The organism is Amycolatopsis sp. NPDC004368 (assembly GCF_053602515.1).
This window is the reverse complement of record NZ_JBSGDT010000003.1, coordinates 414922-441765: the sequence shown is the minus strand read 5'-3', so window position 1 is coordinate 441765 and position 26844 is coordinate 414922. Positions and strand designations below refer to the sequence as shown.

Here is a 26844-nt window from a genome sequence, read left to right as displayed (position 1 = left end):
ACCCACCCGATGCCCGTAACGTCTGATCATCATGACAGTCGGGAGAAGGACCTTCCTGCGCGCCGCCGGCCTCACGACCCTCGGCGCGGTGGCCGCTGCCTGCGCGCCGAACTCCGCGCCGCCGCAGGAGCCGCCCGGGAGCACGGCGGCGACGACCACGCCGCCGCCGTCGACGAAGCCGCAGGGGCCGCCCGACTGGGACGCCCTCAAGAGCAAGCTGAGCGGCGACCTCGTCCTGCCCGGTGACGGCGGGTTCGCCACCGCCGAACGCGGCTTCAACCCGCTCTTCGACGGCCACACCCCGGCCGCCGTGGTCAAAGCGCAGAAGCCTGAAGACGTGCAGGCCTGCTTCGAGGCCGCGGCACAACGGCTGCCCATCGCCGCGCGCAGCGGCGGTCACAGCTACGCCGGGTACTCCACTCCCGACGGTGGCCTCATCGTCGACGTCGGCGCGATGTCGCAGGTCCAGGTGCAGGGTGAGCAGGTCGTGATCGGCGCGGGTGCGCGGCTCGGCGACGTCTACGCGGCGCTCGCCAAGGCCGGCCGTTGCCTGCCCGCCGGGTCGTGCCCCACCGTGGGCATCGCCGGGCTCACGCTCGGCGGCGGCATCGGCGTGGTGGCGCGCAAGTACGGCCTCACCTGCGACCGGCTCGTCTCGGCGCAGATCGTGACGCCCGACGGCAAGCTGCGCACCGCGAGCGCCGACTCCGAGCCCGACCTGTTCTGGGCTCTGCGCGGCGGTGGGGGTGGCAACTTCGGCATCGTCACGTCGTTCACCTTCCGCACCGACCCCGCGCCCGACATCACGGTGTTCTCGCTGCACTTCCCCGGCGGCTCGGCCGGTGACGTGCTCGACGCGTGGCAGCAGTGGCTGCCCACGACCCCGCCCGAGCTGTGGTCGAACCTCGTCGTGTCGGGTGGTTCGCCGGTGGCGTGCCGGGTGGGCGGCGCGTTCGTGGGCAGCTCGAGCGACCTCACCGCGTTGCTGGGCAAGCTGAACGCCAGCCCGTCGAGCCGCACGATGAAGAGCCTCAGCTACGGCGGCGCCATGAACTACTTCTCCGGCAGCTCCGCGCGCCAGACGTTCGTGGCCTCGTCGCGGATCATCACCGACCCGGTCGAAGGCGCGAAGGTCAGCGACCTCGCCGCCGGGCACAAGGGCATGGACCTGCTCATCGACGGCCTCGGCGGCGCGGTCGCGGACCTGAAACCCACCGACACCGCGTTCCCGCACCGCAACGCCCTCGCCAGCATCCAGATCTACGCACCGGCCACCACGGGCAACCACACCAGCGTCGCCAAGAACGTGTCCACTGTGGTCAGCGGCCTCGCCGACGCGGGCGCGGGCGGCGGCTACGTCAACTACCTCGACCCGGCCATGCCCGACTGGAAAACCGCCTACTACGGCGACAACGCCGCCCGGCTCGACAAGGTCGCGAAGACCTACGACCCGGACGGCGTCCTCAAGTTCGCCCTGAGCGCCTGACAGCCTAGAGATCCACCCCGGTGAACACCGTCACCCGTTCCTCGGTCAGGTCGTTCATCGCCGAGAGCACGCCCTCACGCCCGACCCCCGAGCCCTTCACACCGCCGTAGGGCATCTGGTCCGCGCGGTACGACGGCACGTCACCGATGATCACGCCGCCCACCTCGAGCTCGGTCGACGCGTGGAACGCCAGCTGCACGTCGGAGGTGAACACGCCGGCCTGCAGACCGTAGGCGGAGTCGTTGACGGCCGCGAAGGCCTCGTCGACACCGTCCACCACGGACACCGCCAGCACCGGCCCGAAGACCTCCTCCGACCACACCTTCGTGCCCGGCGGCACGTCCGTGAGCAGCGTTGGCGCAACCTGTGTGCCCTCGCGCGTGCCGCCGGTGAGCACCTTCGCACCCGCCGCCACGGCTTCCTCGACCCACGTGGTGATCCGCGCGGCCGCGGCCTCGTCGACGACCGGGCCGACGTCGGTGTTGCGGTCGTACGGGTCGCCCGTCTGCAGCGCTTCCACGGCTTCCACCAGCGCCGGCACGAACTCCTCGGCCACCGCGGCGTCGACGATCACGCGCTGCACCGAGATGCACGACTGCCCGGCCTGGTAGTTGCCGAACGTCGCGATGCGCTGCGCCGCGCCCTCGGGGTCGGGCCAGTCGCGCAGCACCACGGCCGCCGCGTTGCCGCCGAGTTCCAGCACCACGTGCTTGCGCGGCGCGGCGTCGGCGATCGACCAGCCGACGGGGCCGGAGCCGGTGAACGACACCACCGGCAGCCGCGGGTCGGCGACCAGGGCCTGCGTTTCCGCGTTTCCCAGCGGCAGCACGGAAAACGCGCCTTCCGGAAGCCCCGCCGTCGCCAGGATCTCACCGAGGATCAACGCCGACAGCGGCGTCCGCGGCGCCGGCTTCACGATGATCGGCGCGCCGACCGCCAGCGCCGGCGCGACCTTGTGCGCCACCAGGTTCAGCGGGAAGTTGAACGGCGAGATCCCCAGCACCGGCCCGCGCGGCACGCGCCGCGTGAGCGCCAGCCGGGCGTCGCCCGACGGGTCGGCGTCGAGGCGCTGCACGTCGCCGCTGAACCGGCGCGCTTCTTCCGCCGCGATGCGGAACACCGAAACGGCCCGGCTCACCTCGGCTTCCGCCCACTTCAGCGGCTTGCCGTTCTCGGCGGTGATCACCTCGGCGATCTCCTCGGCCCGCAACCGCAGCTCGCGCGACACGTGCTCCAGCACCGCCGCGCGCTGGTGCGCGGGCGTGCGGCGGAACTCCCGCGCGACACCCGCGGCGGCCGCCACCGCGCGTTCGACCTGGTCTGCGCCGGGCACCGCCACGGTCGCGACTTCGCTGCCGTCGAGCGGGTGCCGCACGACGAGCGTTTCCGCACCCTGCTCCGCCCGGCCGGCGACCCACGCGGGCCGCGGCTCCGGGGTGATCATGTCCATGCGTACCAAGGTATGGGGGCGCGGTGCGCACCGCGTGAACCCCCACCCTTACGGGGGCCAACGCGGCGCGTCGTTCAGGCAGTCACGGTTTCACGAGCACCTTGAGCGCCTCGCGATCGGCCATCGCGCGGTAGCCGGCGGGCACGTCCTCCAGTCCGATCGTCCGGTCGAACACGCGGCCGGGCTGGTAGCGGCCCTCCAGCACGTCGGGCAGCAATTGCGGGATGTAGTGCCGCGCCGGCGCGACGCCACCGGTGATCGTGACGTTGCGCATGAACACCGGCCGCCCGATCGGGCCTTCCGGGTACTGCGGCACGCCGACGCGGCTGAGCGCCCCACCCGCGCGCACCACACCGAGGCCCATCTCGAACGCCGCCTTCGTGCCCACGCACTCCAACACGGTGTGCGTGCCGTGGCCGCCGGTCAGCTCCCGCACGCGGGTGATGCCTTCCTCGCCACGCTCGGCCACCACGTCGGTCGCGCCGAACTCGCGGCCGAGGTCGGTGCGGCTGCGGTGGCGGCCCATCAGCACGATGTGCTCGGCACCGAGCCGTCGAGCGGCCAGCACGGCGGACAGGCCCACCGCGCCGTCGCCGATCACGGTCACCGCTTTGCCCGGCGCGACCCCCGCGGTCACGGCGGCGTGGTGGCCGGTGGAGAACACGTCCGACAGCGTGAGCAGCGAGGCCAGAAGGCCGTCGTCGTCGGTGTGCGGGAGCTTCACGAGCGTGCCGTCGGCCTGCGGCACGCGCACGGCTTCACCCTGGCCGCCGTCGACGCCGTCGGCACCCCAGCCACCGCCGTGCAGGCACGAGGTCTGCAGGCCCTCACGGCAGAACTCGCAGGTGTTGTCCGAGTACACGAACGGCGCCACGACCAGGTCGCCCTTGCGCACGCTCGTCACATCGGCACCGGTTTCCTCGACCACGCCGAGGAACTCGTGGCCGATCGGCCGGCCGTGCTCCTGCGCGGGCATGCCGCCGTAGGGCCACAGGTCACTGCCACAGATGCAGGAGCGCACCACGCGGACCACGGCGTCCGTCGGCTGCGCCACCTTCGGGTCGGCCACCGTCTCCACGCGGACGTCGCCGGCGCCGTAGATGAGTGTTGCTCGCATCAAGATCCTTTCCGGGTTTCGCTCTTCCTCTGTTTCGAGTCGCTCGGGCCGGGATTCATTCCGCGTGACGCACAGCCGGGTGAGGACATGACAAATGTGTGGGGTGCCCACGTGGGTTGCCACCTAGGTTCGGATCATGAGCAACCCGACCTCGCAACGCCGGCACAGCAACCCGTTCGTGGCTGTCTTCGACCGGATCGGCCCTCGCCGCAAGCCGGTGCTCACGGGCGTGGTGTTCGTGGTCACCGCGGCCGCGCTCGTGGCGCAACTGGCGGTGCCGGGGCTGCTGGAGCACGTGCAGCGCAGCAAAGAGGCGATCGACGCCGGGCAGTGGTGGCGCCTGATCACCGGCATGTTCTTCCAGGACGGCGGACTGCTCGGTGGCGTCTTCAACCTGGTCATCCTGGCGATCTTCGGCACGCTCGCCGAAAGGTACTTCGGCCGCGCGCGCACGTTCGTCCTCTACTTCGGCTGCGGGTTGTTCGGCCAGGTCATGAGCTACGTCTGGCTGCAGCCGATCGGCGCGGGCAACTCGATGTGCGTCGCGGGCCTCATCGGCGCGCTGGCCGTGGCGCTGTTGCGGGCGCCCGCGCGCCACGGCGTGCAGCTGCCCACGCAGGCCTTCGTGGTGCCGGTGCTCGTGGCGCCGCTCGCGGTCGTCGACACGCTCCTGCACGACAACCACGGCCTGCCCGCGCTGCTGGGCATGGCGCTCGGATTCGCGCTCCTGCCGAAGGTGCGCGGCTGACCCGGGGGCACTGGGTACTCGGGGGCGCTGGGGGTACGACGGCCCGGTCGGGGGACCGGGCCGTCGTCGCGGTCACTTGCTCCGGTAGAGATCCCGCAACAGCAGCACTTCCGCGCAGTGGTGGATGGTCTCGCGGTTGATGTGCAGCACGAGTGCGGCCATCGGGTACTCGGCGAACGGCCCCTCGGCCTTGCCCACCGGCCGCGCGAGCGCCTCGGCGTCGAGCGCCTTCACACCGCCGATCCAGCTGGCATACGCGGAGTCGAGCTGGTCGAGCGCCTCGGCCGCGGTGCCGGCGTAGGGGAAGGTGTCGTAGCTCATCGCCGGCCCGCCGAAGTGCGAGGCGGCCCGCATGCCGAGGACGCCGACGATGACGTGCGCCAGCCGCCACGCGATCGTGGTCACCGGCGCCGGCACGGGCTCCGGATAGGCGAAGTCGACCGTGAAGTCGCCGGCGCCGGGCCCGTCCGGGTTCTCCGCACGCGGGCGCACGGTCCAGCAGTCGGCGACCGGCTGCCAGAAGTACTCGTTGTCGGTGAGTCCCTCCAGGCGCGAGCGCACGTGGTGCTGCCAGTGCCAGTCGAGCTGGTCGTGGAGTTCTGTGGTCCATGCGACAGTCATGGGAGCACCGTAAGACGGTTCGCGGACAGGGGCGGTCCTCGTTGCGGAGGCAGGTGCGGCGTGACGCAGCCCACCTGGGACGATGGAGGCAAAAGCGCTCATTCGCCTGGAGGTCGTAGGTGGCCAATCCCACCGGTCCGGTACTCGTCGTCGACTTCGGGGCGCAGTACGCGCAGCTGATCGCCCGCCGGGTTCGCGAGGCGCAGGTCTTCTCCGAGGTCGTGCCGTCGAGCTCGACCGCCGAGGACCTGCTGGCCAAGAACCCGTCCGCGATCATCCTCTCCGGCGGCCCGTCGAGCGTGTACGCCGAGGGCGCCCCGGGCATGGACCCGAAGCTGGTCGAGGCCGGCGTGCCGATCTTCGGCATCTGCTACGGCCACCAGCTGCTCGCCCGCGCGCTCGGCGGTGTCGTCGAGCCCACCGGCGTGCGCGAGTTCGGCCGCACCGACGTGCGCGTGGTCGGCGAAGGCGGGCGGCTGCACGCCGGCCTGCCCGGCCACCAGACGGCGTGGATGAGCCACAACGACAGCGTCACCAAGGCGCCCGAGGGCGCAGTCGTCACCGCGAGCTCCGACGGCGCGGCGGTGGCCGGCTTCGAGGACGTCGACCGCGGCTTCGCCGGCGTGCAGTACCACCCGGAGGTGGCGCACTCGCCCCACGGGCAGGAGGTGCTGCGCCGGTTCCTGTCGGACATCGCGGGCATCAAGCCGCAGTGGACCACGTCGTCCATTGTGGACGAACAGGTCGCGCGCATCGCCGAGCAGATCGGTGAGGGACGGGCGATCTGCGGGCTGTCGGGCGGCGTCGACTCGGCCGTCGCGGCGGCGCTCGTGCAGCGCGCGATCGGTGAGCGGCTCACGTGTGTGTTCGTGGACCACGGGCTGCTGCGCGCGGGTGAGCGCACGCAGGTGGAGCAGGACTTCGTGGCGGCCACGGGTGTGAAGCTGGTGACCATCGACGCGCGGGAGCGCTTCCTCTCCGCGCTCGCCGGCGTGACCGACCCGGAGGAGAAGCGCAAGATCATCGGGCGCGAGTTCATCCGCGTGTTCGAGCAGGCCGAGCGCGACCTCAAGGCGCAGGGCGACTACAAGTTCCTCGTGCAGGGCACGCTCTACCCCGACGTCGTCGAGTCCGGCGGCGGCGAGGGCACCGCGAACATCAAGAGCCACCACAACGTCGGCGGCCTGCCCGACGACCTGCAGTTCGAGCTCGTGGAGCCGCTGCGGCTGCTGTTCAAGGACGAGGTGCGCCGCGTGGGCCTCGAGCTGGGGCTGCCGGAGACCATCGTGCAGCGCCAGCCGTTCCCCGGCCCGGGCCTGGGCATCCGCATCATCGGCGAGGTCACGGCCGACCGCCTGGAAACGCTGCGCGCGGCCGACGCCATCGCACGCGAGGAGCTCACGGCGGCGGGCCTGGACCGTGAGATCTGGCAGTGCCCGGTGGTGCTGCTGGCCGACGTCCGCAGCGTCGGCGTGCAGGGCGACGGCCGCACCTACGGCCACCCGATCGTGCTGCGTCCGGTGTCGTCGGAGGACGCGATGACCGCCGACTGGACGCGCCTGCCGTACGAGGTGCTGGAGCGCATCTCCACGCGCATCACCAACGAGGTGCCGGAGGTCAACCGCGTGGTCCTCGACGTGACGAGCAAGCCGCCGGGCACCATCGAGTGGGAATGAGCTGACGGCGAAGGGCCCCTCGGAATGCCGAGGGGCCCTTCGCCGTTCGAGTGGTCTCCACCTTGGCTCAGAGGCGGACGCCCGCCCACTGCGCGAAGCCGGCCAGCGAATCGGTCGCGCGGCGCTCCGCGGCAGCCAGCGCCCGCACGGTCTCGGCGACCGACGGGTGATGTCGAGTGGCGTTGGGCGCGACTCGCCGCGCAGCGTTCAGCTCTGCGAGGGTCTTTTCCCTGTCGCCGTTCAGCATCCAGGCGCGCGCCATGTCGATGTGGTGGTGCCCGACGCGCTCGGGACGGCGCGGGTCCACCACGGCCACGGTGGCCGCGCGGCGCACGGCCTCAGCGGCGTTGTAGTTCTCGACGGGAACCGCACACCAGTGCACGACGATGTTCGTGGCACTGGCGTCCACGTTGTAGTACGGCGTCTCGGGCGGGGCGAACTGGTCGACGAACGCGCGCGCTTCGGACAGGTACCCGTCGGCTTCGTTCGGGTCGCCGGCTCGCGCAGCCAGGACGGCTGAACGCAGGTCGAGCTGGATCGCGACCGATCGGTCGTCCGGTCCGGCAGCAACGTTCTGCCGCGCACGGTCGAGCAATCGCAGCCCGCTGCGGTAGTCACCGTGCTGGAGGTAGCGCGTGCTGCGGTGGTACGCGCTGATCGCGATTCGCAGCGGGTCGCCCGTGGCCGGCGCGAGCTGGATGTGCCGCTCGGACGAGATGGCCGCGAGGTCGGCTTGCCGGAACCGCCCGGCCACGGTCGCCGACATGCGGTAGCCGTCGTGCAGGGCCGCGCGCGCCAGCTCGCCGGCGTGACCCGGCTCCTCGATGAGCACGTACAGGTGGTGCAGCAGGTGCGGCAGCTCGGCGAGCACGTCCGCGTTGCGCAGCGTCTGCAACCGAGCCGACATCGAGGCGAGCCGCGCCCTGATGGTGCCAAGAGTGAGTGGGTCTCCTTCTGGCCGCGGGTCGTCGTAGGCGTCCAACGCGCTTCGGAGCTCGGCGACGCCGGCCGACTCCGGGCTCGGCTCGTCGAGCACTTCGTTTTCGCGGGTGCCGTACAGCGTGCCCACCTTGATCCCCAGCACGCGGGCGGCGCCGGCCACGAAGGCGGCACTCGGTGGCTTGGTGCCTTGCTCCACTTTCTTGACCAGTGACTGGGAGAAGTTGGCACGCTGCGCGAGCTGGAGCTGGCTCAGCCCCTTGAGCTTTCGCGCTGCTTTGAGCCGGTCGGCAACGCCGTCTCCCGGAAGGTCGGGCACGTGCATGCGCGGTGCTCCCTGCCGTCGGCCAGGTGTCCCTTCGGTGTCCCTTCAGCCTACCAATCACTTTTAGCCTCACGATCGTAACTATCGGCAACGATGTGGGCGGGGACGGTGCGCACCATGGCGACCAGGATTACGGGCGAGTTCACCGCCAACGAGGTCGATGCGGCGCTGTTCGCCGTTCACTTCTGGGCCGGCGACACCCGCAACCACAGGTACCTGCGCACCCAGCTCGAAGACGACGAACGCGACACCTTCCAGCCCGACTGCACCTTGAAGAGGTTCGTCATCCCCGCGCGCTGGGCGTTCCGGTCCGAGCTGTCGGCGGACGAACTCGGCGATGACCGCGACAAGGCCCGCGACTGCCACACCTGCTTCCGGACGAGGCGATGACTGTGGGCGTCTGGATTCAAGACGACGGCACCGAGATCCTGACTGACCCGGATACGGGCGACGTGTTCGAAGACGAAGCCAAGAGCGCCGTGCGGGACTTCGCCGAGGGTGTCCTGGCCAAGCACGAACAGGGCCGCACAGTGGAGGACCTGGCCGGCTGGCTTGTGGTCGATATCCCCCTCGTGCGGATCACCATCGCGATCGGCCGCCGAAACCGCCGCGCGGGACTCCGCTGATCTCCCGGCCGCGGAACCGGTGCCCCGACCTGGCGCGGCGGCCGGGTTCCGCCTTTGGGAATGAGCTGACGGCGAAGGGCCCCTCGGAATCCCGAGAGGCCCTTCGCCGTTCGAGCGGTACCGAAGCAGGTCTCAATTCCGCCGTCGGCGCAGGGAAGCCGCCAGCAGCAGCACCCCGACGAACACCGCCGCGCCCGCGACGACCCAGCGGAAGTCGAAGGTGGGCAGCCAGCTCGCGCCGTCGGAGAGCACGTAACCCGAGACGAGCAGGGTCGCGATGCCGATGATCAGGGTGATCGCGTCCACGCCGCGCCGGCGGGTGGGCATGTGGTCAGCCACGGAGCACCTCCACCTGTCCGGCACCGTTGGTCACGGTGAGGGTGATCTTCTGCCCGCCGGGCCCGTCGTCGCCGTAGTCGGTGCCGGTGAGCGGGGCCTGGCCGACGCCGCTGGTCGAGCGGTTGAGGCAGTCGACGTCTCCGGCGGAGTTCTTGCAGGTGAACGTGACATCGGCCGTGGCGGGCACGGTGACGCGGGTGTCGCCGGCGCCGTTGCTGACCGTGGTGACGACCGGGTCGCCGGTGGGCAGCTGCGTCAGGTCGAGGTCGATGTCGCCGGCGGCGTGCCGGTACACCGGCTGCAGCTCGGCCACCGAGCGCGGGGTCGCGTCGAGGTCGCCGACGCCGCCGCGCAGGTCGATGTCGGTGAACGCGCTCGTGGTCATCACCATGCCGGCGATCGCGAGCGGGATCGCGAACCCGATCAGCCCCCGCGAACCGCGAACGAACGAGCCCGCCACCAGACCGACACCGAGCACACCCAGCACCAGGCCGATGATGTGGCGGATCGAGAACCAGTCGACCCCGCTCAGGTTCAGGGCCACGCCCACGCCGGCCACGACCACGGCCGCCGCCATCGTGATGCCGCCGATCTTCGAGCGCGGCCGGCGTGGCTGCGGGGCCGGCTCGCCGGAGTCGTACCGGTAGGGGTCTTCGGGCGGCGTCGGCCCGGCCGGGTCCGGCAGGTCCCAGCCCGCCGGGTCGGCGGCCAGCGGGTCCCAGCCGGGAGCGGTGGCACCCATCGGTTCCGTCGTGGTGTCCGTCATCGTGAAGGCTCCGGTTCCGGGCACGGCCTGGGCCGTCTCATACGCGGGGTACGCGACGACCGGCGCCGGGCGGTTGTCCTGCCCGCGGCTGCGGTGCAGGAGGTAGAGGCTGGCCGAGAGCAGCGCGAACCCGATCAGGCCACCGCCGTCGAACCAGCCGTTGCCGAAGGTCCAGCCGAGCACCGGGATCAACGCGATGCTCAGCACCACGGCGAACGCCTTCGACATCGTCGAGCGGCCGCGGCCGATCATGGCCTCGAAGCCCGAGACCTCGTCGCCCTCGCTCGGCAGGAACAGCCAGCCGAGCAGGTAGAACACCAGCCCGAACCCGCCGAACACCATCGCCGCGACCAGCGCCACCCGGATCACGACCGGGTCGATGCCGTAGCGGTTCCCCAGCCCCGCCGCGACCCCCGCGACCTTGCGCCCCACGTGCGGCCGGCGGGGCCGGCTCACCCAGAAATCCTTCACCGTCTCCTCGAAGCCGTTGAAAGGATTCGACTTCGGGCTCGGCGCCTCGTTCGCACCACTCATACGGCAAAGCATGCGGCAGCGCCGCCCCCGCCACATCGGGGACGTTCCCTGAGGTTTTCCCTGAGTGGTGCCCGCTCTCGGGGCTTGATCAGGGGATTCCCCGATGCCGGAACGCCGCTCGTCGTGTGACGATGGACGACGTGCAGGACTTTCTCGACCTCGGCGCGGCCGGGCAGGTGACGGGATCGGCCACGGGGCCGGTACCGGCTGCCGTCGTGCCCGCGCAACCGGCGGGCGCCGGCCTGGACGAGCAGCCCTCGCGGCCGAAGATGCACCGGCGCCGCAGCGGGCGCGCCGTGGCGGGCGTCGCGGGCGGGCTCGCGGACCACCTCGGGGTGCAGGTGGTGTGGGTGCGCGCGGCGTTCGCGCTGCTCGCGGCCCTCAACGGCGCCGGTTTGCTCGCGTATGGCCTGCTCTGGGTCTTCGTGCCGCAGCAGGCCGAGGACACAGCCGAGATCGACAGCAAGAAGGCCGCGAAGGAGCGGCAGCAGGCGTTCGGCCTGATCGCCCTGGGCATCGGCCTCGCCATCGCGAGCGGCACGCTGTCCGGCACCATCCGCGGCTGGGTCGCCGTGCCGCTGGCCATCGCCATGCTCGGTGCGGCCGTGGTCTGGCGCGAGGCCGACGAATCGCAACGCCGGCGTTGGCGCACAGGGGCGCGCGACGGCGTCACCGGCGCGTTCGTGGGCGTGGGCGGCCGCAGCGCCGCGATCATCCGGATCCTCGCCGGGGTGGCGCTGGTCGCCACCGGTATCGGGGTCGTGGTCTTCCGCAGCGGCAGCTTCGACCAGGTCAAGTTCGCGCTCATCGCCGTGCTCGCCACGCTGGTGGGCGTGGCCGTGCTGACGGTGCCGTTCTGGCTGCGCCTGGTCCGCGACCTCGGCGACGAGCGCCGCGCCCGCATCCGCACCGACGAGCGCGCCGAGATCGCCGCGCACCTGCACGACTCCGTGCTGCAGACCCTGGCCTTGATCCAGCGCCAGTCCGACCAGCCGCACGAGGTCGCGCGGCTGGCCCGCGGCCAGGAGCGCGAGCTGCGCGGCTGGCTCTACGGCGCCGGCGGCTACGGCAAGCCGAGCGAGAAGAAGTCGAAGGAGCAGGAAGAGGGCGCGGTGCCGCTGTCCGAGGCACTGGCCACCGCGTGCGGCGAGGTCGAGGACACGTTCGCGATCTCCGTGAGCCAGGTCGTGGTCGGTGACGTCGAGATCGACGAACCGCTCACCGCCCTCGTGCAGGCGGCCCGCGAGGCGCTGGTCAACGCGGCCAAGCACGCCGGTGTCGACGAGGTCAGCGTGTACGCCGAAGTCGAACCCACCGAGGTCACCGTCTTCATCCGCGACCGCGGCAAGGGCTTCGACCCCGACGTGGTCCCGGCCGACCGCCACGGCCTCGCCGACTCGATCCGTGGCCGCATGGAACGCCACGGTGGCACGTGCAAGCTGCGCACCGCGCCGGGCGAGGGGACCGAAGTGCAGCTGGCCATGCCGCTCAAAGCGGTCAAGGGGGCGGCGTGACGTCGCTATGCTCAGCCTGGGCGACGACGAGCGAGGGAGCAGCACGGTGACGGAGACCCAGCGCGAGCCGGTCAAGGTGTTCCTCGTGGACGACCACGCGCTCTTCCGCGCCGGCGTCCGCACGGAGCTCGACTCCATCACCGACGAGGTGCAGGTGGTCGGCGAGGCCGGTTCCGTGGCCGACGCCGTCACGGGCATCGCACGCACGAAGCCGCAGGTCGTGCTGCTCGACGTGCACATGCCCGACGGCGGTGGCGCCGAGGTGCTGCGCCGCGTGCGCCCGGAGCTGCCCGACGTGGTGTTCCTGGCGCTGTCGGTGTCCGACGCCGCCGAGGACGTGATCGCCGTGATTCGCGGCGGCGCGCGCGGCTACGTCACCAAGACGATCTCGTCGAAGGAGCTCGTGCGCGCGATCGTCCGCGTGGCCGACGGTGACGCCGTGTTCTCGCCGCGGCTGGCCGGGTTCGTGCTCGACGCCTTCGCCGACCGGCCCGGCTCGGCGCCCATCAACGACCCCGAGCTCGACCTGCTCACCCCCCGCGAGCGCGACGTGCTGCGCCTGCTCGCGCGGGGCTACGCGTACAAGGAGATCGCGTCGGAGCTGTTCATCTCGGTCAAGACCGTCGAGACCCACGTGTCGAGCGTCCTGCGCAAGACCCAGCTGTCCAACCGCTACGAGCTGTCCCGTTGGGCCTCGGACCGCCGGCTCGTCTAGACGTGTTCGGTGGCCACGGCTTCGACCGGCTGTGGCGCTTCGGTCTTCTTCCGCTGCACGCGCGTGAGCGCGACGCCGCCCAGCACCACGACCATGCCCGCGATCACGCGGAAGCTCAGCTGCTCGTGCAGGAAGATCGCGCCCAGCGCCACCGAAACGATCGGCAGCAGGTAACCGACCACCGAGGCCGCCACGGCGCCTTCGCTGGCCAGCAGCTGGTAGTTGAGCGCGAACGCGATCCCGGTCCCGCCGATGCCGAGAATCACCACGGCGAACGCGGCCAGCGGCGTCAGGTGCACCGGCGAAAGCCCGCCGAACGGCATGACCAGCACGAGGAACCCGGCGGCGATCACCATCTGCCCGCCCGAGAGCGCGTACGGCGAGTCGCCCGTGTCCGCGAGGTAGCGGCCCTCGTAGACGAACGCGAAGCCGTAGCTCGCCGCCGCCGCGAGGCAGGCCAGGGCGCCCCAGCTCAGCAGCCCGGACGCTTCCCAGGGCGCGAAGATCAGCAGGATCCCGGCGAGCCCCACCACGAGCCCGGCCGCGCGCGTCGCCGTCGTCCGGTGGCGGACCCCGAGGAACGGCGCGACCACGAGCACCCACAGCGGTGTCGTCGAGTTCAGCACGCCCGTGATACCGGAGTCCACAGTGGTCTCACCGATCGCGAACAGCAGGAACGGCAAGGCATTGTGGAAAAACGCGGCCACGGTGAGGTGGCGCCACGTGCGCTTGTCCGTCGGCAGGCGGCGCCGCCCGAGCTTGCACAGCGCCACGAGCACCACGGCGCCGAGCACCAGGCGTGCGAGCACGAGCTGCACCGGCGAGAACGCCGCGAGCCCCAGCTTGATCCAGAAGAAGCTCGAACCCCACATCAGTGCCAGCGCGGCAATTCTGAGCAGGGTTTTCGTCTCGCCCACCCCAGGTCCTTCCTTTTTGGCCGAACTCCAGAGTGACCCCGGCCAGACGTAAGAACAAGCGAAAATAACTGCAGGAACGCTTAAGCTCAGCTGTAGAATCGGCCCATGCTCGACGTGCGGCGCATGCAGGTGCTGCGTGCGGTGATCACCAGCGGGTCGATCACCGCCGCGGCACGGAACCTCGGGTACACCCCGTCGGCGATCAGCCAGCAGCTCTCGGTTCTCGAACGCGAGGCGGGCACCGAGCTGCTCGAACGCGTCGGCCGCGGCGTCCGGGCGACGCCGGCGGGCCTGCTGCTGTCGGAGTTCGCCCAGACGCTGAGCGCGGAGCTGGCACGCGCCGAAGCGGCGCTGACCGAGCTCAAGGAGGGCCGCACCGGCAAGCTTGCTGTCCGGTACTTCGCCACAGCCGGCGCGTCGATGATCCCGCACGCCGTGGCCGCCGTGCGCCGTGAGCACCCCGGTGTGTGGCTCGACCTCAAGCTCACCGAGCCGCACGACCCGATGCCCGAGGTCGAGGAGGGCCGGGCCGACGTCGCGATCGTCGTGGCGCCGCGGCTCAGCCCGCCCGCGAAGGGCATCGAGATGGTGCACCTGCTCGACGACCCGTACCGCGCGGTGCTGCCGCGCCACCACCCGCTGGCGCGCAAACGCGTGCTCGACCTGGCCGACCTCGCCGACGAGTCGTGGGTCGGGGTGGACCCGCTGCCGGGGGCGTGCCGCGCGATCCTCGACGGCGCCTGCGCTTCGGCGGGCTTCACGCCCAACGCGGTGGTGGAGGCGGAGGACTACCAGACGGCGCAGGGTTTCGTCGCGGCCGGCCTGGGCGTCTGCCTGATCCCGGAGCTGGGCGTCGGCACGCCGCACCCGGGAGTGATCGTGCGGCGCATCCGCAACCCCGAGCCGTGCCGGGTCATCCACGCCGCCATCGCGGCGCAGGCCGTGGGAAACCCGGCCGTGCTCACCCTCATCGACGCCATGCGCCAGGCGATCGTGAAGGCCGCGTGAGCCGCGCTCAGACGAACAACAGCTCCGAGACGCCGATGCCGATCAGCACCGCGCACAGGATCGCGCCGATCATGAGGATCAGCTTCCGGCGAGCCGCGGCCTTGAGGCGCACCTGCTCGGCGGTGGCCGCCTGCTGAGCGGCCGAGGGCACGAACCGGGCGGTCGGCGGGGCTGTCATTGCTTGGTGCGGGGGCTGGGGCTGCTGCTGCGGCGGGATGTGCTGCGTCTGCTGGGCGGCCATCGGCTGGTGCAGGGGCTGGGGTTGCAGGGGCTGGGGGGCGGCCGGTGCGTAGGGCACCTGCTGCACCGGCATCTGCATCAACGGCCCCGGCTGACTCTGCTGCTGGAGCGGCGGCATCGGTCGCGACGCGGGCATGGTCGGCATCGCGGGCGCGGTCGGCGGGATGAACGCCGTCTGCTCGCGCCCTTCGGTGATCGCGCTGAGCGCGGCGACCGTGTCGGCCATCGTCGGGCGGGTGGTCGGGTCCATCCGCAGCATCTTGCGCAGCGCGCCGGCGAGCACCCCGGCGTTCTGCGGCGGCCGCTCGGACGATTCACCGTCATCACCGAACGGCGGCACGCCCTCCACCGCCGTGTACAGCGTGGCGCCGAGCGAGAACACGTCGGCGGCCGGCGAGGCCGGGGCTCCGCGGGTGACCTCGGGCGCGCGGTAGGCGGCGTGCGGTCCGCCGCCGGTGATGCCGATGTCGGTGAGCTTCACGCCGCCGTCGTCGGCCAGCAGCACCGTGCCGGGTTCGAGCGTGCGGTGCACGATGCCGGCCGCGTGGATCGCCGCCATCGCGTCGCCCAGCATGATCCCGAGCGACGCCGCCTGCTCGGGCGTGAGCCGCCCGTGCTCGGCGAGGAAGGACGCCATCCCGCGCGACGGGATGTACTCCATCACGAGCCACACGTCGGGGCCGTCGGGCAGCACGTCGTACACGGTGATCGCGCTCGCGTGGTCGACGCGCGCCGCGTCCTTGCCCTCCTGCATCACCGCGGCGCGCGCCTGCTCGGCGCGGTCCGGGGGCAGGCCGACGGGCAGGTACATGCGCTTCATCGCGACCGTGCGGAACAGCCGCGTGTCGAACGCCTGCCACACGATGCCCGCGCGGCCGCGGCCGATCGGCTGGTCGAGCCGGTACCGGCCGCCGACGATGGTGCCTTCTGAGCTCAAATCTGTTTCCTGGATCATCAACCGCCGGCAGGCGGTGCACTCGAGGTAGTGCCCGACTCCTCCGTGGGGGGAGTGGTCGTGGTCGACCTCGGAGTGGTGGTCTTGGACGGCTCCTCCTGCTGAGACGAAGTCTCCCTGCTCGGAGTGTTCCGCTCGGTCGTCCGGCGAGACGGCGTCGTCTCGCGTGAAGAAGTCTGCTCCTGGGAAGACGTCTCTTCTTCGCTCGTGGTTGCTTCTTCACTCGAAGGAGCCGTGGTTGTGGTCGGAACCACAGCCGACGACGTCGCCGGGGGAGCGGGTTGCTGCGACGCGTCCGGCGGATTGTTCGAGCTCAGGAGCCACACGCCGAGCGCCACGAGACCGGCCACGACGATGGCGCCGATGATCGCCGGCTTCTTCCACGCGCCGGGCTTCTCGTCCTCGTCGTCGGTGGGGCTGGTCTGACCGCGCGCCGGGGGCGGCGGCTCGTCGTAGCCGTCGTCGTACCCGTCGTCATAACTGTTGTCGTACTGGTCGTCGGCGTACGCGGCGGGCGTCGGCACCGCGCGGGTGGCGGCCAGGCCGTTGCGGCCCGGGTCGCCGTAGAGCGGGGGCTCGGCCTCGTACCGGTCGTAGTCGTTCTGCGGGTACGCGGCGGCCGCGGGGTAGTCGTCCTCGTCGTAGTACTGCTGCGCCGGGCCGGGCTGGTCGAGCAGCGTGCCCGAGTGCGCGGCGTCGTCCATGTCCTCTTCGGGGAACAGCTGCGTGGCGGCGGCTCCGGCCACGGCGGCGGCCCCCAGCGTGCCGGCCGACGGCGCCATCACGGTCTCGCCGGCCGGGCCGCCCAGCGGCGTCTCGCCGCGCGCGACGGCCGCGAGCAGCTCTTCGCACTCTTCGGCCGTGGGCCGGTGGTGGATGTCCGGGTGCAGCAGCACGGCGAGCACGCTCGCGAGCGGGCCCGACTGGCGCGGCGGGTTGATCTGCCCCGCGGCGACGGCGTGCAGCAGGCTCAGCGTGTTCTCCGACAACCCGAAGGGCGGCTGCCCTTCGCACGCGGCGTACAGCGTGGAGCCGAGGGAGAACACGTCGGACTCGGGGCCGGGGTCGCCGCCGATCGCGACCTCGGGCGCGAGGTACGCGGGCGTGCCGGCGATCATCCCGGTCTTGGTGACCGTGACGTCGTCCTTGGCGCGTGAGATGCCGAAGTCCGTGATCTTCACGGTGCCGTTGCCGGCCAGCAGAATGTTGCCCGGCTTGATGTCGCGGTGGACGATGCCGACCGCGTGGGCCTCGCGCAGCGCGGCGGCGATCTGGGCGCCGATCCGCGCGACCTCCAGCGGCGGCAACGTGCCGCGCTCCTGCAGGACCTGGGCGAGGCTCGTGGAGTTGAGGTACTCCATGATCAGGCACGGCTGGCCGTTGTCGTCGGTGACGACGTCGAACACCGAGATCGCGTTGGGGTGGTGCAGGCGCGCGGCGATGCGGCCCTCGCGCATGGTGCGCTGCCGGGCGTCTTCGGCATCGTGCTCGTCGAGGCCCGGCTGCATCAGCAGCTGCTTGACGGCCACCGTGCGGCCCAGTACCTCGTCGTGCGCCTGCCAGACGGCACCCATCGCGCCCGTGCCGATCCGGCCGATGATCCGGTACCGGCCGGCGACCAGACGACCCTCGTCGCTCACGCGACCTCCCTCTGGGGCTCCGAATTCCCGGAGCGGGACGTGCCCACCCCGAAGATGCGGCGACCAACCGGCCGCAGCACCGGAGCGTAGGCACCTGTCGTGGGCCATGTGCCGGTTTTCCCGAGACCGGCCCGTGACAAGGCTAGGCGTTCACTCTGTGCACACACACTCGGCACGGTCTGATCGCTACTGTGCCGACCGTTGCCAATCCGACCACAGTCACGGCCGAATGGCTTCGCAGCAACGGTTACGTGCCGCGAGGCAGCCGGCCTACTTTTGGTCGGATTGGTAACCAGGAACCAGGTATTCGCAGGTCACGAGAATGCGACGGCGGAAAGCAGTCGCGCTTCGGAGATGACGTCGTGCTCCACGACGTCGAACAGCTGCGTGACGCGCAGCAGAGTACCGTCGGCCTGGTGCAGCACCGCGACGGCCACCACCGAGCCGTCGCTCTGCACGCGGGTCTCCTGGACCTCGATCGACCGCGCCGCGCTCCACGCGCGGACCAGGCCGCCGACTTCGCCCTGGGCGAGGCCGGGAGCCAGCAGTGCCAGTGCGCTCTCGGGGTTCTTGTCGATCGAGGAGTAGAACGCCTTCACGGCCTGGAGCTTGTCGGCGTCGGACGTGGTCGACCCGCCGGTGGGCTCCCCGAGCCCGGACGGCGGCGTGGTGCTCGGCACCGACGTGCTCGGGGCGCCGGTCTGCTGCGGGGTCGAGCCGATGTCCTGCGTGGGCTGCCGGGTGCCGTCGCCGGACTCGGCCGGCGTGCCCTCGCGGTGCCCGGACGTGGTGCCGCCGGCGCCGTGTTCCTGCGGGCCGGGCACGGCCTGGCCGCCCAGCGCGGCGGCGCCGCTGAAGCCGGTGGGGAAGCTGTCCTCGGCGACCGGTGTGGTCGGCCGGGGACCGCCGCTGAGCAGGGCCGCGGTGACCACGGCGCCCGCGACGAGCGCACCGGCGCCGACGAGGCCCACCTGCTTGGCGCGGCGGGCGAACCGGCTTTCGGGCTCTTCGGCGGGCTCGGCGGCTCGCGTGGCCTCCACTCGGTGCGCCGAGTCCAGGCGGTGCGACCGCGGCGGCAGGTAGTTCTGCGGCTCGCGGAAGACCTGCTCGAGGTAGTCGCGGTCCGCGACGCCGACGCCGTCGAGCAGCTCGGGCGGGATCACATCCTCGACGCGGACGGCGGTGAGCTCGCGAGCCTCACGCCGTGTGCGCTGCCGATCAAGCACGAAAGTCCTCGCTCTGGGGGTTCGGGGACGACGGTACGGCCGTTCGGTCGTACGCCGCTGCTCCTGACGGCCGATTCGTGGTCGGTGCCAGGAGCTGTTGTCGCCAGGTAACCCTGTCGCGGCGGGCACCCGCCAGGCTCAGTCGCCGGAATGCCGCCGTCATACGACGAGCGGCAGCTTATGTCACCCAACCGGAGCAGGTTCAACCGCTTACCGCACCGCACGTGCATCGGAACGGGCAGTCTGCACTTGCACGAAACATTCGGCGCGAGTTCGACGATCGTGCCTGGTCAGGCCCCGTCGTCGGCAATTTTGTCGTCATCGCCGAAGGTCAAGGTGCGCTGCTCCATCGTCTTGGTGCCGTCGGTGTGGGTCACTTCGAGCGTGTTTACGGTGGTGTTGTTGTCCGGGTCGATCTCCACCTTCTTGACCTCGAAGTAGGCGACGTTCGCGTAGCGCTGGCGCAGGCCCTGCGGGCCCTCCTGCTCGAGGTCCCCGGTGGTCACTGCGGCCGCCTCGTTGGGGTCGGTGGTCACCGTGTTGAAGAACTTCTCGGAGTTGTCGCCCATCTTCTCGGGATTTTTGGCGGTGTCGTACCACACGTTGGTCGGCGCGGTCTGCCGCGGCGCCGGCGTGATGGGCGGCTTGACGGGCGGCCCGGCGGGCGTCGAAGCCGCTCCGGTCGTGACGGGCGCCGACGACGAGTCGCTGCTCGACGGATCGGTCGGCGTGCGGGCCGAGCTGGTCTCGGAGCCACCCGCGTTCTGCGGGTGCGTGTTCGGGTCTTCGCTGTCGGAGGTGTCGCCCGTGCCGTGGCGAGAGCTGCCCGAGCTGCTGTCCCGCGGGCCGCCGCCCGTGCTGCCCTGCTGCCCGAGCGACGGGTCGGGCAGGATCAGCGGGTTCCCGCCGTTCTGCCGGCCCGGCCAGCCGCCACCCAGCGCGTCGGTGGTCGTGGTCGGCCCGCCGACCAGGAACGTGCCCGCGAACAACAGCCCGACCACCACCGCGCCCGACGCGCCGGTCGCGAACCACGCCGCCTTCCGCCACGTCTTCGGCGGGGTGACCGACGCCGGCACGGACCCCAGGTCGAACTTCCCGAGCCCGTCGAGCAGCGGCGCGGCGTACACCCGCACCTCGCTGTCTTCGAGGTCCTGCCCACCCTGCGCCCGGGCACCCAGGGGCTTCACGGCCGGCGCGCGCAAGGTGACCCGCTGCCGCTTCGGCGGCTCCGGCTGCGCGGCCCCGGTCGTCTCCTCAGCGGGAGCGGCACTCAGCTCCACGCGCTCCCGCGCGACCTCGGCTTCCTCAGTCCCGTGTTCAACCACGGCTTCCTCGGCGACGGGCGGTTGCGCCAGCGTGGCCGCGGTCGCCGCCACCCGCTCCCGCCTGCTCCGCCGCACCGGCGCCTGCCCGAGCCCGCCGTGCGGCGGCACATCCGCCAACGACCGCGTGGTCCCCGGCGCCGCCCAGGCCCGATCCACCTCACTCACCGGCCGCCGATCCGGCACGACGGCCTGACCGGTGGTCACCCGCCGCTCGACGGGCGCGAACCGCGCCCCGCTCGGCTGTGAGGCTTGTGGCCAGGAACCCGTGTCGGTGACGTGGGCGCCGGGCACCCGCGCTTCGGACTGCTCGAACCGTGGCCCGGTCGCCTGCGGCCAGGCCCGCGCCTCGGTGGGTTGCCCGCCGGGCACCGGCCCGTCGAACTGCCCGAACTGCCCGAACTGCGGCCCTGCGGCCTCGGTCCGGGGAGCCGTCACGCCCGTCTGCCTGCCAGGAATCCGCCGTTCGATCCGGAGCGCGGCTGTCCCGGCCAAGTCAGCGTCCGCGAGGTCACCGGACTGTGCTCCGGCCCCGAGCGGCGCCGGCTCGGCCTGGCTGCCGACCGGCCTGGCTTCGTCGAGGCGGCCCGTGGCGGAACCCCGGCCGCCGGGCCCGGGCTGCGACAGCTCGGTGAGCCCGCGAGCGGCAAGGCCTCGCCCCTGATCAGCGGTGTAGTCCTCGTGCACCCGGTGTTCGTCGCGCGGCTCGTCGGCCCGCCGCGTCGGCTGTGGGAGCGCGATCGGCCGGCGCACCGGCTGCTGAGGTTGCGGCAACGGCGCACCCGCAGCCGGCACGGGCAGATTCCCGTGCGTCGGTGCGAAGGTGCTGCGGCGTGGCGGCGGCAACGGCAGACCGGCACCCGGCGCCGCACCCTGCTCGCCACCGGCCCGGTGGCGGCGGTGACCCCCACTGTGACCCCCACTGTGATTCCCACCGTGCGGCGGCACCACGGGCGTCCACGTGTCCGTGTCCTGAAGACCGCGAGCGCGGTGCCTGCCCGGCACCGTGACCTCGGCGGCCGTCACCGTGTCCGGGTGGTTCGAGCGTTTCGACCCACCCATCGCGTTTCCCGTCATGCCCGTCCGACCCCTCCCCGGTGTGGGCGTGACGGCGAAGGCACCTCGATCAACCCGATCGGAGCAGAGTCACTTGCGTCCACACTTGCGGACTCCCGCGCATCTGCACGCGCATACGCCAGTGGGCGCGCGGAGCCGCAGCTCCCGCGCGTCCTCGGGGCGTCGCCCGACCCAGACGCAGGGGTCCTCACGAACCCAAGACTAGGAAACCGCCCCGCGAAAGTCTCGGGGCAAAGTGCAACTTGCACAGGTTTCACTCTGTCGGGCGCGACCGAACGGGCTTGAGGTCACGCTACGCAGTGCAATCGCCGTAGGTGGGGCCGTCACCCTCCGCTGCGATACCTCTCCCGGGTCGACTGGAGAGCCTTCGTCGCCACAGCACCGCTACCGACAGCAATCAGGATGGCGATGATGTCGGCCGTAGGCCCCCCTAAAGTGAGCAGCCAGGCGAAGAGTGATGCCGCCGTGGTACCACCGGCGACCACCCATCGGCTGCGCACGTACTGCGCGACGGGCGCACCGCCGGCCCGCTTACCCGCTGCATTGTTGAGCAGCGCCAGGTAACCGACATGGCCCAGTGCCGCCAGCACGCTCGCGATCGCGATGATGACGGCGATGACGTTAATCATGGGTCCAGTCTGCCCGTTTTCGCGGACCGGCGGATCGGGGAAGTCCCCGATGTGGCCGTATGTTCACCGGCCGAGGCGGCCGCGGCCCAGGTTGAGCAGCGCCATGGCGAGCTGCCGGCCTTCCGGACCCAGCTCGCGGTAGCGCTCGAGCACGTCCATCTCGCGGTTGTAGACGATCCGCGTGCCGCCGGCGGCCATGCGGGCGGCGCCGATGGTCTGCGACACCTCCACGCGGCGTTTCACCAGCCGCAGGATTTCGGCGTCGAGGAAGTCGATCTCCTTGCGCAGCGAGGAAATGTCCTCGCCCGCGGCGGTGTTCTCGGCGGGCTGTCCGTCGGCGTTCTGCGTCTGCGCGTTCATCGGGACCTCTCTGAAGTCCGGAACCTGGGACGGCGAAAGCCCCGGGTCCGTCGGACTCCGGGGCTGCGGGTGATGGCGGGCTGGGGCACTACGCGATCACGGGAGCCGGAGGCCGGGTCCCGTGAAAAAATCGCTCGCTGCTGTGCCGCACGGGATCAGTATGGCACAGGAGAATCCCCGCGCTGCCGGAAACTCCACACGCGCGCGTGCACCACGAGGGTGACGAACAGCCAGAACAACGGCATCGCCGGCCAGAAGAACCCGACGCCCAGCACCGCCCACCGCACGATCAGCAGCACCGCGAGCACCGCCACGACCGCGGCGTGGATCCGCAGCGCGGGGTGCTCGCGCAGCGCGGCGCGGGTGAGCGGCCAGCCGGCGCCCGGCCGGCGCGCGGCGACGGGGCGGGGCAGGTCGGTGGTGAGCGTGCCGAGCTCGTCGACGTAGCGCGTGGCGTACACCGCACCGAGCCGTTCTTCGACTTCTTCGAGGGTGAGCCGGCCTTCGGAACCGGCGGACTGGATGGTCGCGGCGACGCGCTCGCGGTCGCCGTCGGAGGCCCTCAACCGGGCGGGGATCTTGTCGTCCATACCGTTCGATGCTCCGCGCGCGGGCGCCTCCGCGCGTCGGACGGGAGGCGACACCGCGGCGTACGTCGGCGGACGCAGTTGCCTGCCAGAGGAGTTGTCGTACCCCAGGGGTAGCGTGGATGGGCGATGGACACCCTCTTCGATCTCCCCGCAGAAAAGCCCGCGCCCGCCCGCAAGGCCGCCGCCGAGCTGCTCGAGGACCTCAATCCCGCGCAGCGCGAAGCGGTCATGCACGCCGGCGGGCCGCTGCTCGTCGTCGCCGGTGCGGGGTCGGGCAAGACCCGCGTGCTCACGCGTCGCATCGCATACCTGTTGGCGGAGCGGGGGGTGCACCCCGGCGAGATCATGGCGATCACGTTCACGAACAAGGCCGCGGCCGAGATGCGCGAGCGCGTCGCGTCGCTCGTCGGCCGCCGCGGCAACGCGATGTGGGTGTCCACGTTCCACTCCATGTGCGTGCGGATCCTGCGCCGTGAAGCCAAGACGCTCGACATGTCGTCGAGCTTTTCCATCTACGACTCGGACGACACGAAGCGGCTCATCACGCTCGTGGCGCGCGATCTCGACATCGACCCGAAGAAGTACGCCGCGCGCACGCTCGCGGTGCACATCTCGAACCTCAAGAACGAGCTGACGGACCCCGATGCCGCGGTGGCCAACGCCGCCAACGATCTGGAGCGCCGCGTCGCCGAGGTCTACGTCGAGTACCAGCGGCGCCTCGAAGCGGCCAACGCGTTCGACTTCGACGACCTGATCATGCGCACGGTCTCGTTGCTGCAGGCGTTTCCCGACGTCGCGGAGTACTACCGGCGCCGCTTCCGCCACATCCTCGTCGACGAGTACCAGGACACGAACCACGCGCAGTACACGTTGGTGCGCGTGCTGGCCGGCACCGAGGCGACGGACACGGGAATCGACCCCGCCGAGCTGGTCGTGGTGGGTGACGCGGACCAGTCGATCTACGCCTTCCGCGGCGCCACGATCCGCAACATCGAAGAGTTCGAGCGCGACTTCCCCAACGCGCACACCATCCTGCTGGAGCAGAACTACCGCTCCACGCAGACGATCCTGTCGGCGGCCAACGCCGTGATCGAGCGCAATCCCAACCGCCGGGCGAAGCGGCTGTGGACCGATTCGGGCGATGGCGAGAAGATCGTCGGCTACGTGTCGGACAACGACCACGACGAGGCCGCGTTCGTCGCCGGCGAGATCGACGCGTTGGCGGAGAAGGGCGAGGCGGACTACTCCGACGTCGCCGTCTTCTACCGCACCAACAACCAGTCGCGCGTGTTCGAGGAAATCTTCATCCGGCTCGGCCTGCCGTACAAGGTCGTCGGCGGTGTGCGGTTCTACGAGCGGCGCGAGGTGCGCGACATGCTCGCGTACCTGCGCGTGCTGTCGAACCCGGACGACACGGTGTCGTTGCGCCGCATCCTCAACGTGCCCAAGCGGGGGATCGGCGACCGCGCCGAGGCCGTGGTCGCGACCCACGCGGAGCGCGAGCGGATCACGTTCGCGGCCGCGCTGCGTGATGCCGTCGAGGGCAAGGTGGCGCTGCTGAACCCGCGCTCGGCCAAGGCGATCACGGGGTTCGTCACGTTGCTCGACGAGCTGGGGGACCTGGCGGCGTCCGGTTCCGAGGTGCACGACCTGCTTGAGGCCGTGCTGGAGCGCACGGGCTACCGCGCGGAGCTCGAGGAGTCCGACGACCCGCAGGACGCGTCGCGCGTCGAGAACCTCACGGAGCTCGTCACGGTGGCGCGCGAGTTCGCGGAGTTCACCGCCGAGGTGCAGCAGGACGAGAACGCCGAGCTGGTGCTCGACGACGGCGTACCCGCGCCCGGCTCGCTCGCCGCGTTCCTGGAACGCGTGTCCCTGGTCGCCGACGCCGACTCGATCCCGTCCCCGGACGGCGGCGACGAGGGCGACGGCGGTGCCGGTGTCGTCACGCTGATGACGGTGCACACGGCCAAGGGGCTGGAGTACCCGGTGGTGTTCTGCACGGGCTGGGAAGACGGCGTCTTCCCGCACATGCGCGCACTGGGCGACCCGACGGAGCTCGCGGAGGAGCGGCGTCTCGCGTACGTGGCGATCACGCGTGCGCGCCAGCGGTTGTACGTCTCGAGGGCGCTGGTGCGCTCGGCGTGGGGCCAGCCGCAGATGAACCCGGCTTCGCGTTTCCTCGACGAGCTGCCCCCGGACCTCGTCGACTGGCGCCGGCTGGAGCCTTCTTCGCCGGGCTTCGGCAACTTCGGGTCTTCGTCGGGCTCGTCGTCCTCGGGTCCGCGCGCGGCCACCACGTGGGGCCGGCGATCGCCGTCCACCACGACTTCCTCCTCGCCCTTCGGCAAGGGCTGGAAGGACACGGTGGCCCTCAAACTCGACGTCGGCGACCGCGTCAGCCACGACAAGTACGGCCTCGGCACGGTCATCTCCTGCGACGGCGTAGGCCCCCGCGCCACGGCCACCATCGACTTCGGCGCGTCCGGCAAGGTGCGCCTCATGCTGATCGGCAGCGTGCCGATGGTGAAGCTCTGAATTTTGTCGGACCCCCCAATTAAGCTCCCTTCCATCGAACACAAGTTCGAACATGTGAGGTAGGCTGGCGTTCGTCCGCCGGCCGCCTCGGGAGGGAGCACGAGGGTGTGGACACGATCTTGTTCGGAGTCCTGGCCGCGGGGGTACAGGACTACCTACGGGGAGTTCTGGGGCCGGTTACGGCGGATGCCGCGCGCAGTGGCTGCGCTTCGGGGGAAGCGCGGCGTCTGGCTGCCGCTTGGCGCGCTCTTCTTCGCGATCACGACTTGGGCCCGGACGGCCGCTGTCGCGCGTGCGGAGCGGGGCGTTGGGGCGTTCGGTGGGGCTGGTGGCCGGTCCGCCGCCACCCGACGGGGCTTTGCACGGTGTGGCAGGTGGCTGTCGCGTACTTCATCCGGCGGTTGCCCACCGGGGAGCGTTAGGGGTGTGCCTGCCTTTTGTGGGTCGTTGGGGGCGCGCTGGTGATGGAGCGGTGGTGATGGTGCCGTGAACGCACGCGGCTCACGGCCAGTGCGGGGGCCTGATCCGTGGCCGCAGGCAGCTCGGTGAAGCAGGAGATCGGCGGTGGCAAACGAAAGGACGTCCGCCTGGGCGCTCGAACCAGACAACTGAATCGGGGCGGCTGACTCGGCACTGTTCGGTCGAGGCGACGGGCTCGGGTGGCTGGATCAGGAGGCTGACCCGACGTGGCTGGCCTGAGGAACCCGATTCAGGTGGCTGACGCGGTGCGGCTGGCTCGGGGCATCTGGTTCGGGTGCCTGGCCCGTTGTTGGCTGGACCGAGGCGCCTTGCTGGGGTGGCTGGCTCAGGTGGCTGGCCCGACGTAGCCGGGCCAAGGAACCTGGCTCAGGCGGCCGACGCGGTGCGGCTGACCCGAGGAAGCTGGCTCAGGTGGCCGGCTCAGTGGCTGGCGCAGTGCGGCTGGCCCGAGGCGCCTGACACGTGTGACTTAGCAGGGCGGCTGCGTCGACGCGCCTGGCTGGGGTCAGCGCTCCAGACTCAGGCAACTGAATCAGGATGGCTGACCCAGCGCGGCTGGATCGAGGCACCTGACCCGGGTGGTTGGGTCGGCGTGGCTGGTTCGGGCCTGCTGAATTGAGCGCGGTTGTATCAGCGCGCCCGGCTCGGGGCGGGCTGGATCAGGGCGAGTGACTCAGCGCGGCTGAATCAAGGCGCCTGCCCCCGGGCTGGATCAGGCGCGACTGGATCGAGCCGGCTGAGCTCAGCGCAGCCGAATTCTCGCGCCCGGTTCGGGCGGGCTGGATCAGGGCGAGTGACTCAGCGCAGCTGGATCAGGCCTGATTCTGGCGGGCTGGAGCAGGCGCGACTGGATTGAGCCTGCTGAGCTCAGCGCAGCCGAATTCTCGCGCCCGGTTCGGGCGGGCTGGACCAGGGCGAGTGACTCAGCGCAGCTGGATCAGGCCTGATTCTGGCGGGCTGGAGCAGGCGCGACTGGATTGAGCCTGCTGAATTCAGCGCAGCCGAA

Annotated in this window: 23 protein-coding genes; 9 read left to right on the top strand and 14 right to left on the bottom strand. The window is 71.3% G+C overall.

Annotated elements, in window-relative coordinates; genetic code table 11:
• The first annotated feature begins 31 nt into the window (after positions 1-31).
• Positions 32-1486: an FAD-dependent oxidoreductase gene (locus ACWEOE_RS08130; RefSeq protein ID WP_452005573.1), complete on the top strand. Its 1455-nt coding sequence runs from the start codon at positions 32-34 to the stop codon at positions 1484-1486.
• A gap of 4 nt (positions 1487-1490) precedes the next feature.
• Here ACWEOE_RS08130 and ACWEOE_RS08125 read toward each other — a convergent pair whose 3' ends face one another.
• A complete protein-coding gene (locus ACWEOE_RS08125; protein WP_452005570.1) occupies positions 1491-2936 on the bottom strand; it encodes an aldehyde dehydrogenase family protein in 1446 nt (481 codons plus the stop codon).
• An 82-nt stretch (positions 2937-3018) separates the two neighbouring features.
• Positions 3019-4053, bottom strand: a complete 1035-nt coding sequence (locus ACWEOE_RS08120; protein ID WP_452005567.1) for a zinc-dependent alcohol dehydrogenase family protein — start codon at positions 4051-4053, stop codon at positions 3019-3021.
• A gap of 136 nt (positions 4054-4189) precedes the next feature.
• Between ACWEOE_RS08120 and ACWEOE_RS08115 the strand changes: the two genes are divergently transcribed.
• A complete protein-coding gene (locus ACWEOE_RS08115; RefSeq protein ID WP_452005564.1) occupies positions 4190-4801 on the top strand; it encodes a rhomboid family intramembrane serine protease in 612 nt (203 codons plus the stop codon).
• A 72-nt stretch (positions 4802-4873) separates the two neighbouring features.
• Here the strand turns inward: ACWEOE_RS08115 and ACWEOE_RS08110 are convergent, their stop codons facing one another.
• Positions 4874-5422, bottom strand: a complete 549-nt coding sequence (locus tag ACWEOE_RS08110; RefSeq protein WP_452005561.1) for a DinB family protein — start codon at positions 5420-5422, stop codon at positions 4874-4876.
• Between the two features lie 119 nt (positions 5423-5541).
• On the opposite strand from ACWEOE_RS08110, the gene guaA reads away from it, so the two are divergent.
• Complete coding sequence (guaA, locus tag ACWEOE_RS08105) at positions 5542-7098, top strand: glutamine-hydrolyzing GMP synthase (protein WP_452005558.1); 1557 nt, start codon at positions 5542-5544, stop codon at positions 7096-7098.
• A 67-nt stretch (positions 7099-7165) separates the two neighbouring features.
• Here the strand turns inward: guaA and ACWEOE_RS08100 are convergent, their stop codons facing one another.
• A complete protein-coding gene (locus ACWEOE_RS08100) occupies positions 7166-8362 on the bottom strand; it encodes a helix-turn-helix domain-containing protein (protein WP_452005555.1) in 1197 nt (398 codons plus the stop codon).
• Between the two features lie 117 nt (positions 8363-8479).
• On the opposite strand from ACWEOE_RS08100, the gene ACWEOE_RS08095 reads away from it, so the two are divergent.
• On the top strand, positions 8480-8752 hold the full coding sequence (locus ACWEOE_RS08095; protein WP_452005552.1) for a hypothetical protein: 273 nt from the start codon (positions 8480-8482) through the stop codon (positions 8750-8752).
• Between the two features lie 2 nt (positions 8753-8754).
• Positions 8755-8988, top strand: coding sequence for a hypothetical protein (locus tag ACWEOE_RS08090; RefSeq protein ID WP_452005549.1), 234 nt, complete (start codon positions 8755-8757; stop codon positions 8986-8988).
• A gap of 132 nt (positions 8989-9120) precedes the next feature.
• Here the strand turns inward: ACWEOE_RS08090 and ACWEOE_RS08085 are convergent, their stop codons facing one another.
• Positions 9121-9315: a hypothetical protein gene (locus tag ACWEOE_RS08085; protein ID WP_452005694.1), complete on the bottom strand. Its 195-nt coding sequence runs from the start codon at positions 9313-9315 to the stop codon at positions 9121-9123.
• Between the two features lie 4 nt (positions 9316-9319).
• Entirely contained in the window at positions 9320-10627 is a 1308-nt protein-coding gene (locus ACWEOE_RS08080; RefSeq protein ID WP_452005547.1) for a PspC domain-containing protein, read from the bottom strand.
• A gap of 125 nt (positions 10628-10752) precedes the next feature.
• Between ACWEOE_RS08080 and ACWEOE_RS08075 the strand changes: the two genes are divergently transcribed.
• Together ACWEOE_RS08075 and ACWEOE_RS08070 are read left to right on the top strand one after the other, a co-directional pair.
• Positions 10753-12141: a PspC domain-containing protein gene (locus tag ACWEOE_RS08075; protein ID WP_452005544.1), complete on the top strand. Its 1389-nt coding sequence runs from the start codon at positions 10753-10755 to the stop codon at positions 12139-12141.
• A gap of 7 nt (positions 12142-12148) precedes the next feature.
• Positions 12149-12856, top strand: a complete 708-nt coding sequence (locus ACWEOE_RS08070) for a response regulator (RefSeq protein WP_452005541.1) — start codon at positions 12149-12151, stop codon at positions 12854-12856.
• Here ACWEOE_RS08070 and ACWEOE_RS08065 read toward each other — a convergent pair.
• Positions 12853-13773 (bottom strand): DMT family transporter, encoded by a 921-nt coding sequence (locus ACWEOE_RS08065; RefSeq protein WP_452005538.1) that lies wholly within the window; start codon positions 13771-13773, stop codon positions 12853-12855. The genes ACWEOE_RS08070 and ACWEOE_RS08065 overlap by 4 nt on opposite strands.
• A gap of 105 nt (positions 13774-13878) precedes the next feature.
• Between ACWEOE_RS08065 and ACWEOE_RS08060 the strand changes: the two genes are divergently transcribed.
• Positions 13879-14781 carry a LysR family transcriptional regulator gene (locus tag ACWEOE_RS08060; protein ID WP_452005535.1) on the top strand — a complete coding sequence of 301 codons (903 nt, stop codon included), beginning with the start codon at positions 13879-13881 and terminating at the stop codon, positions 14779-14781.
• Positions 14782-14788: 7 nt separating this feature from the next.
• Here ACWEOE_RS08060 and ACWEOE_RS08055 read toward each other — a convergent pair whose 3' ends face one another.
• The 7 genes from ACWEOE_RS08055 to ACWEOE_RS08025 form a co-directional block, all read right to left on the bottom strand.
• A complete protein-coding gene (locus tag ACWEOE_RS08055; protein ID WP_452005532.1) occupies positions 14789-15958 on the bottom strand; it encodes a protein kinase domain-containing protein in 1170 nt (389 codons plus the stop codon).
• A 17-nt stretch (positions 15959-15975) separates the two neighbouring features.
• Positions 15976-17616: a serine/threonine-protein kinase gene (locus tag ACWEOE_RS08050; protein ID WP_452005529.1), complete on the bottom strand. Its 1641-nt coding sequence runs from the start codon at positions 17614-17616 to the stop codon at positions 15976-15978.
• A gap of 314 nt (positions 17617-17930) precedes the next feature.
• Positions 17931-18842 (bottom strand): hypothetical protein, encoded by a 912-nt coding sequence (locus tag ACWEOE_RS08045; RefSeq protein WP_452005526.1) that lies wholly within the window; start codon positions 18840-18842, stop codon positions 17931-17933.
• Between the two features lie 290 nt (positions 18843-19132).
• Positions 19133-20959 (bottom strand): hypothetical protein, encoded by a 1827-nt coding sequence (locus ACWEOE_RS08040; RefSeq protein WP_452005524.1) that lies wholly within the window; start codon positions 20957-20959, stop codon positions 19133-19135.
• 605 nt (positions 20960-21564) lie between these two features.
• The gene (locus ACWEOE_RS08035) at positions 21565-21870 is read right to left on the bottom strand and encodes a hypothetical protein (protein WP_452005521.1); all 306 of its coding nucleotides are present in this window, start codon (positions 21868-21870) and stop codon (positions 21565-21567) included.
• A gap of 63 nt (positions 21871-21933) precedes the next feature.
• Entirely contained in the window at positions 21934-22230 is a 297-nt protein-coding gene (locus ACWEOE_RS08030; protein ID WP_452005518.1) for a chorismate mutase, read from the bottom strand.
• A 155-nt stretch (positions 22231-22385) separates the two neighbouring features.
• Positions 22386-22820, bottom strand: a complete 435-nt coding sequence (locus tag ACWEOE_RS08025) for a DUF1707 SHOCT-like domain-containing protein (RefSeq protein ID WP_452005515.1) — start codon at positions 22818-22820, stop codon at positions 22386-22388.
• A 126-nt stretch (positions 22821-22946) separates the two neighbouring features.
• On the opposite strand from ACWEOE_RS08025, the gene pcrA reads away from it, so the two are divergent.
• Positions 22947-25358, top strand: a complete 2412-nt coding sequence (pcrA, locus tag ACWEOE_RS08020) for a DNA helicase PcrA (protein ID WP_452005512.1) — start codon at positions 22947-22949, stop codon at positions 25356-25358.
• The last annotated feature ends 1486 nt before the right edge of the window (positions 25359-26844 follow it).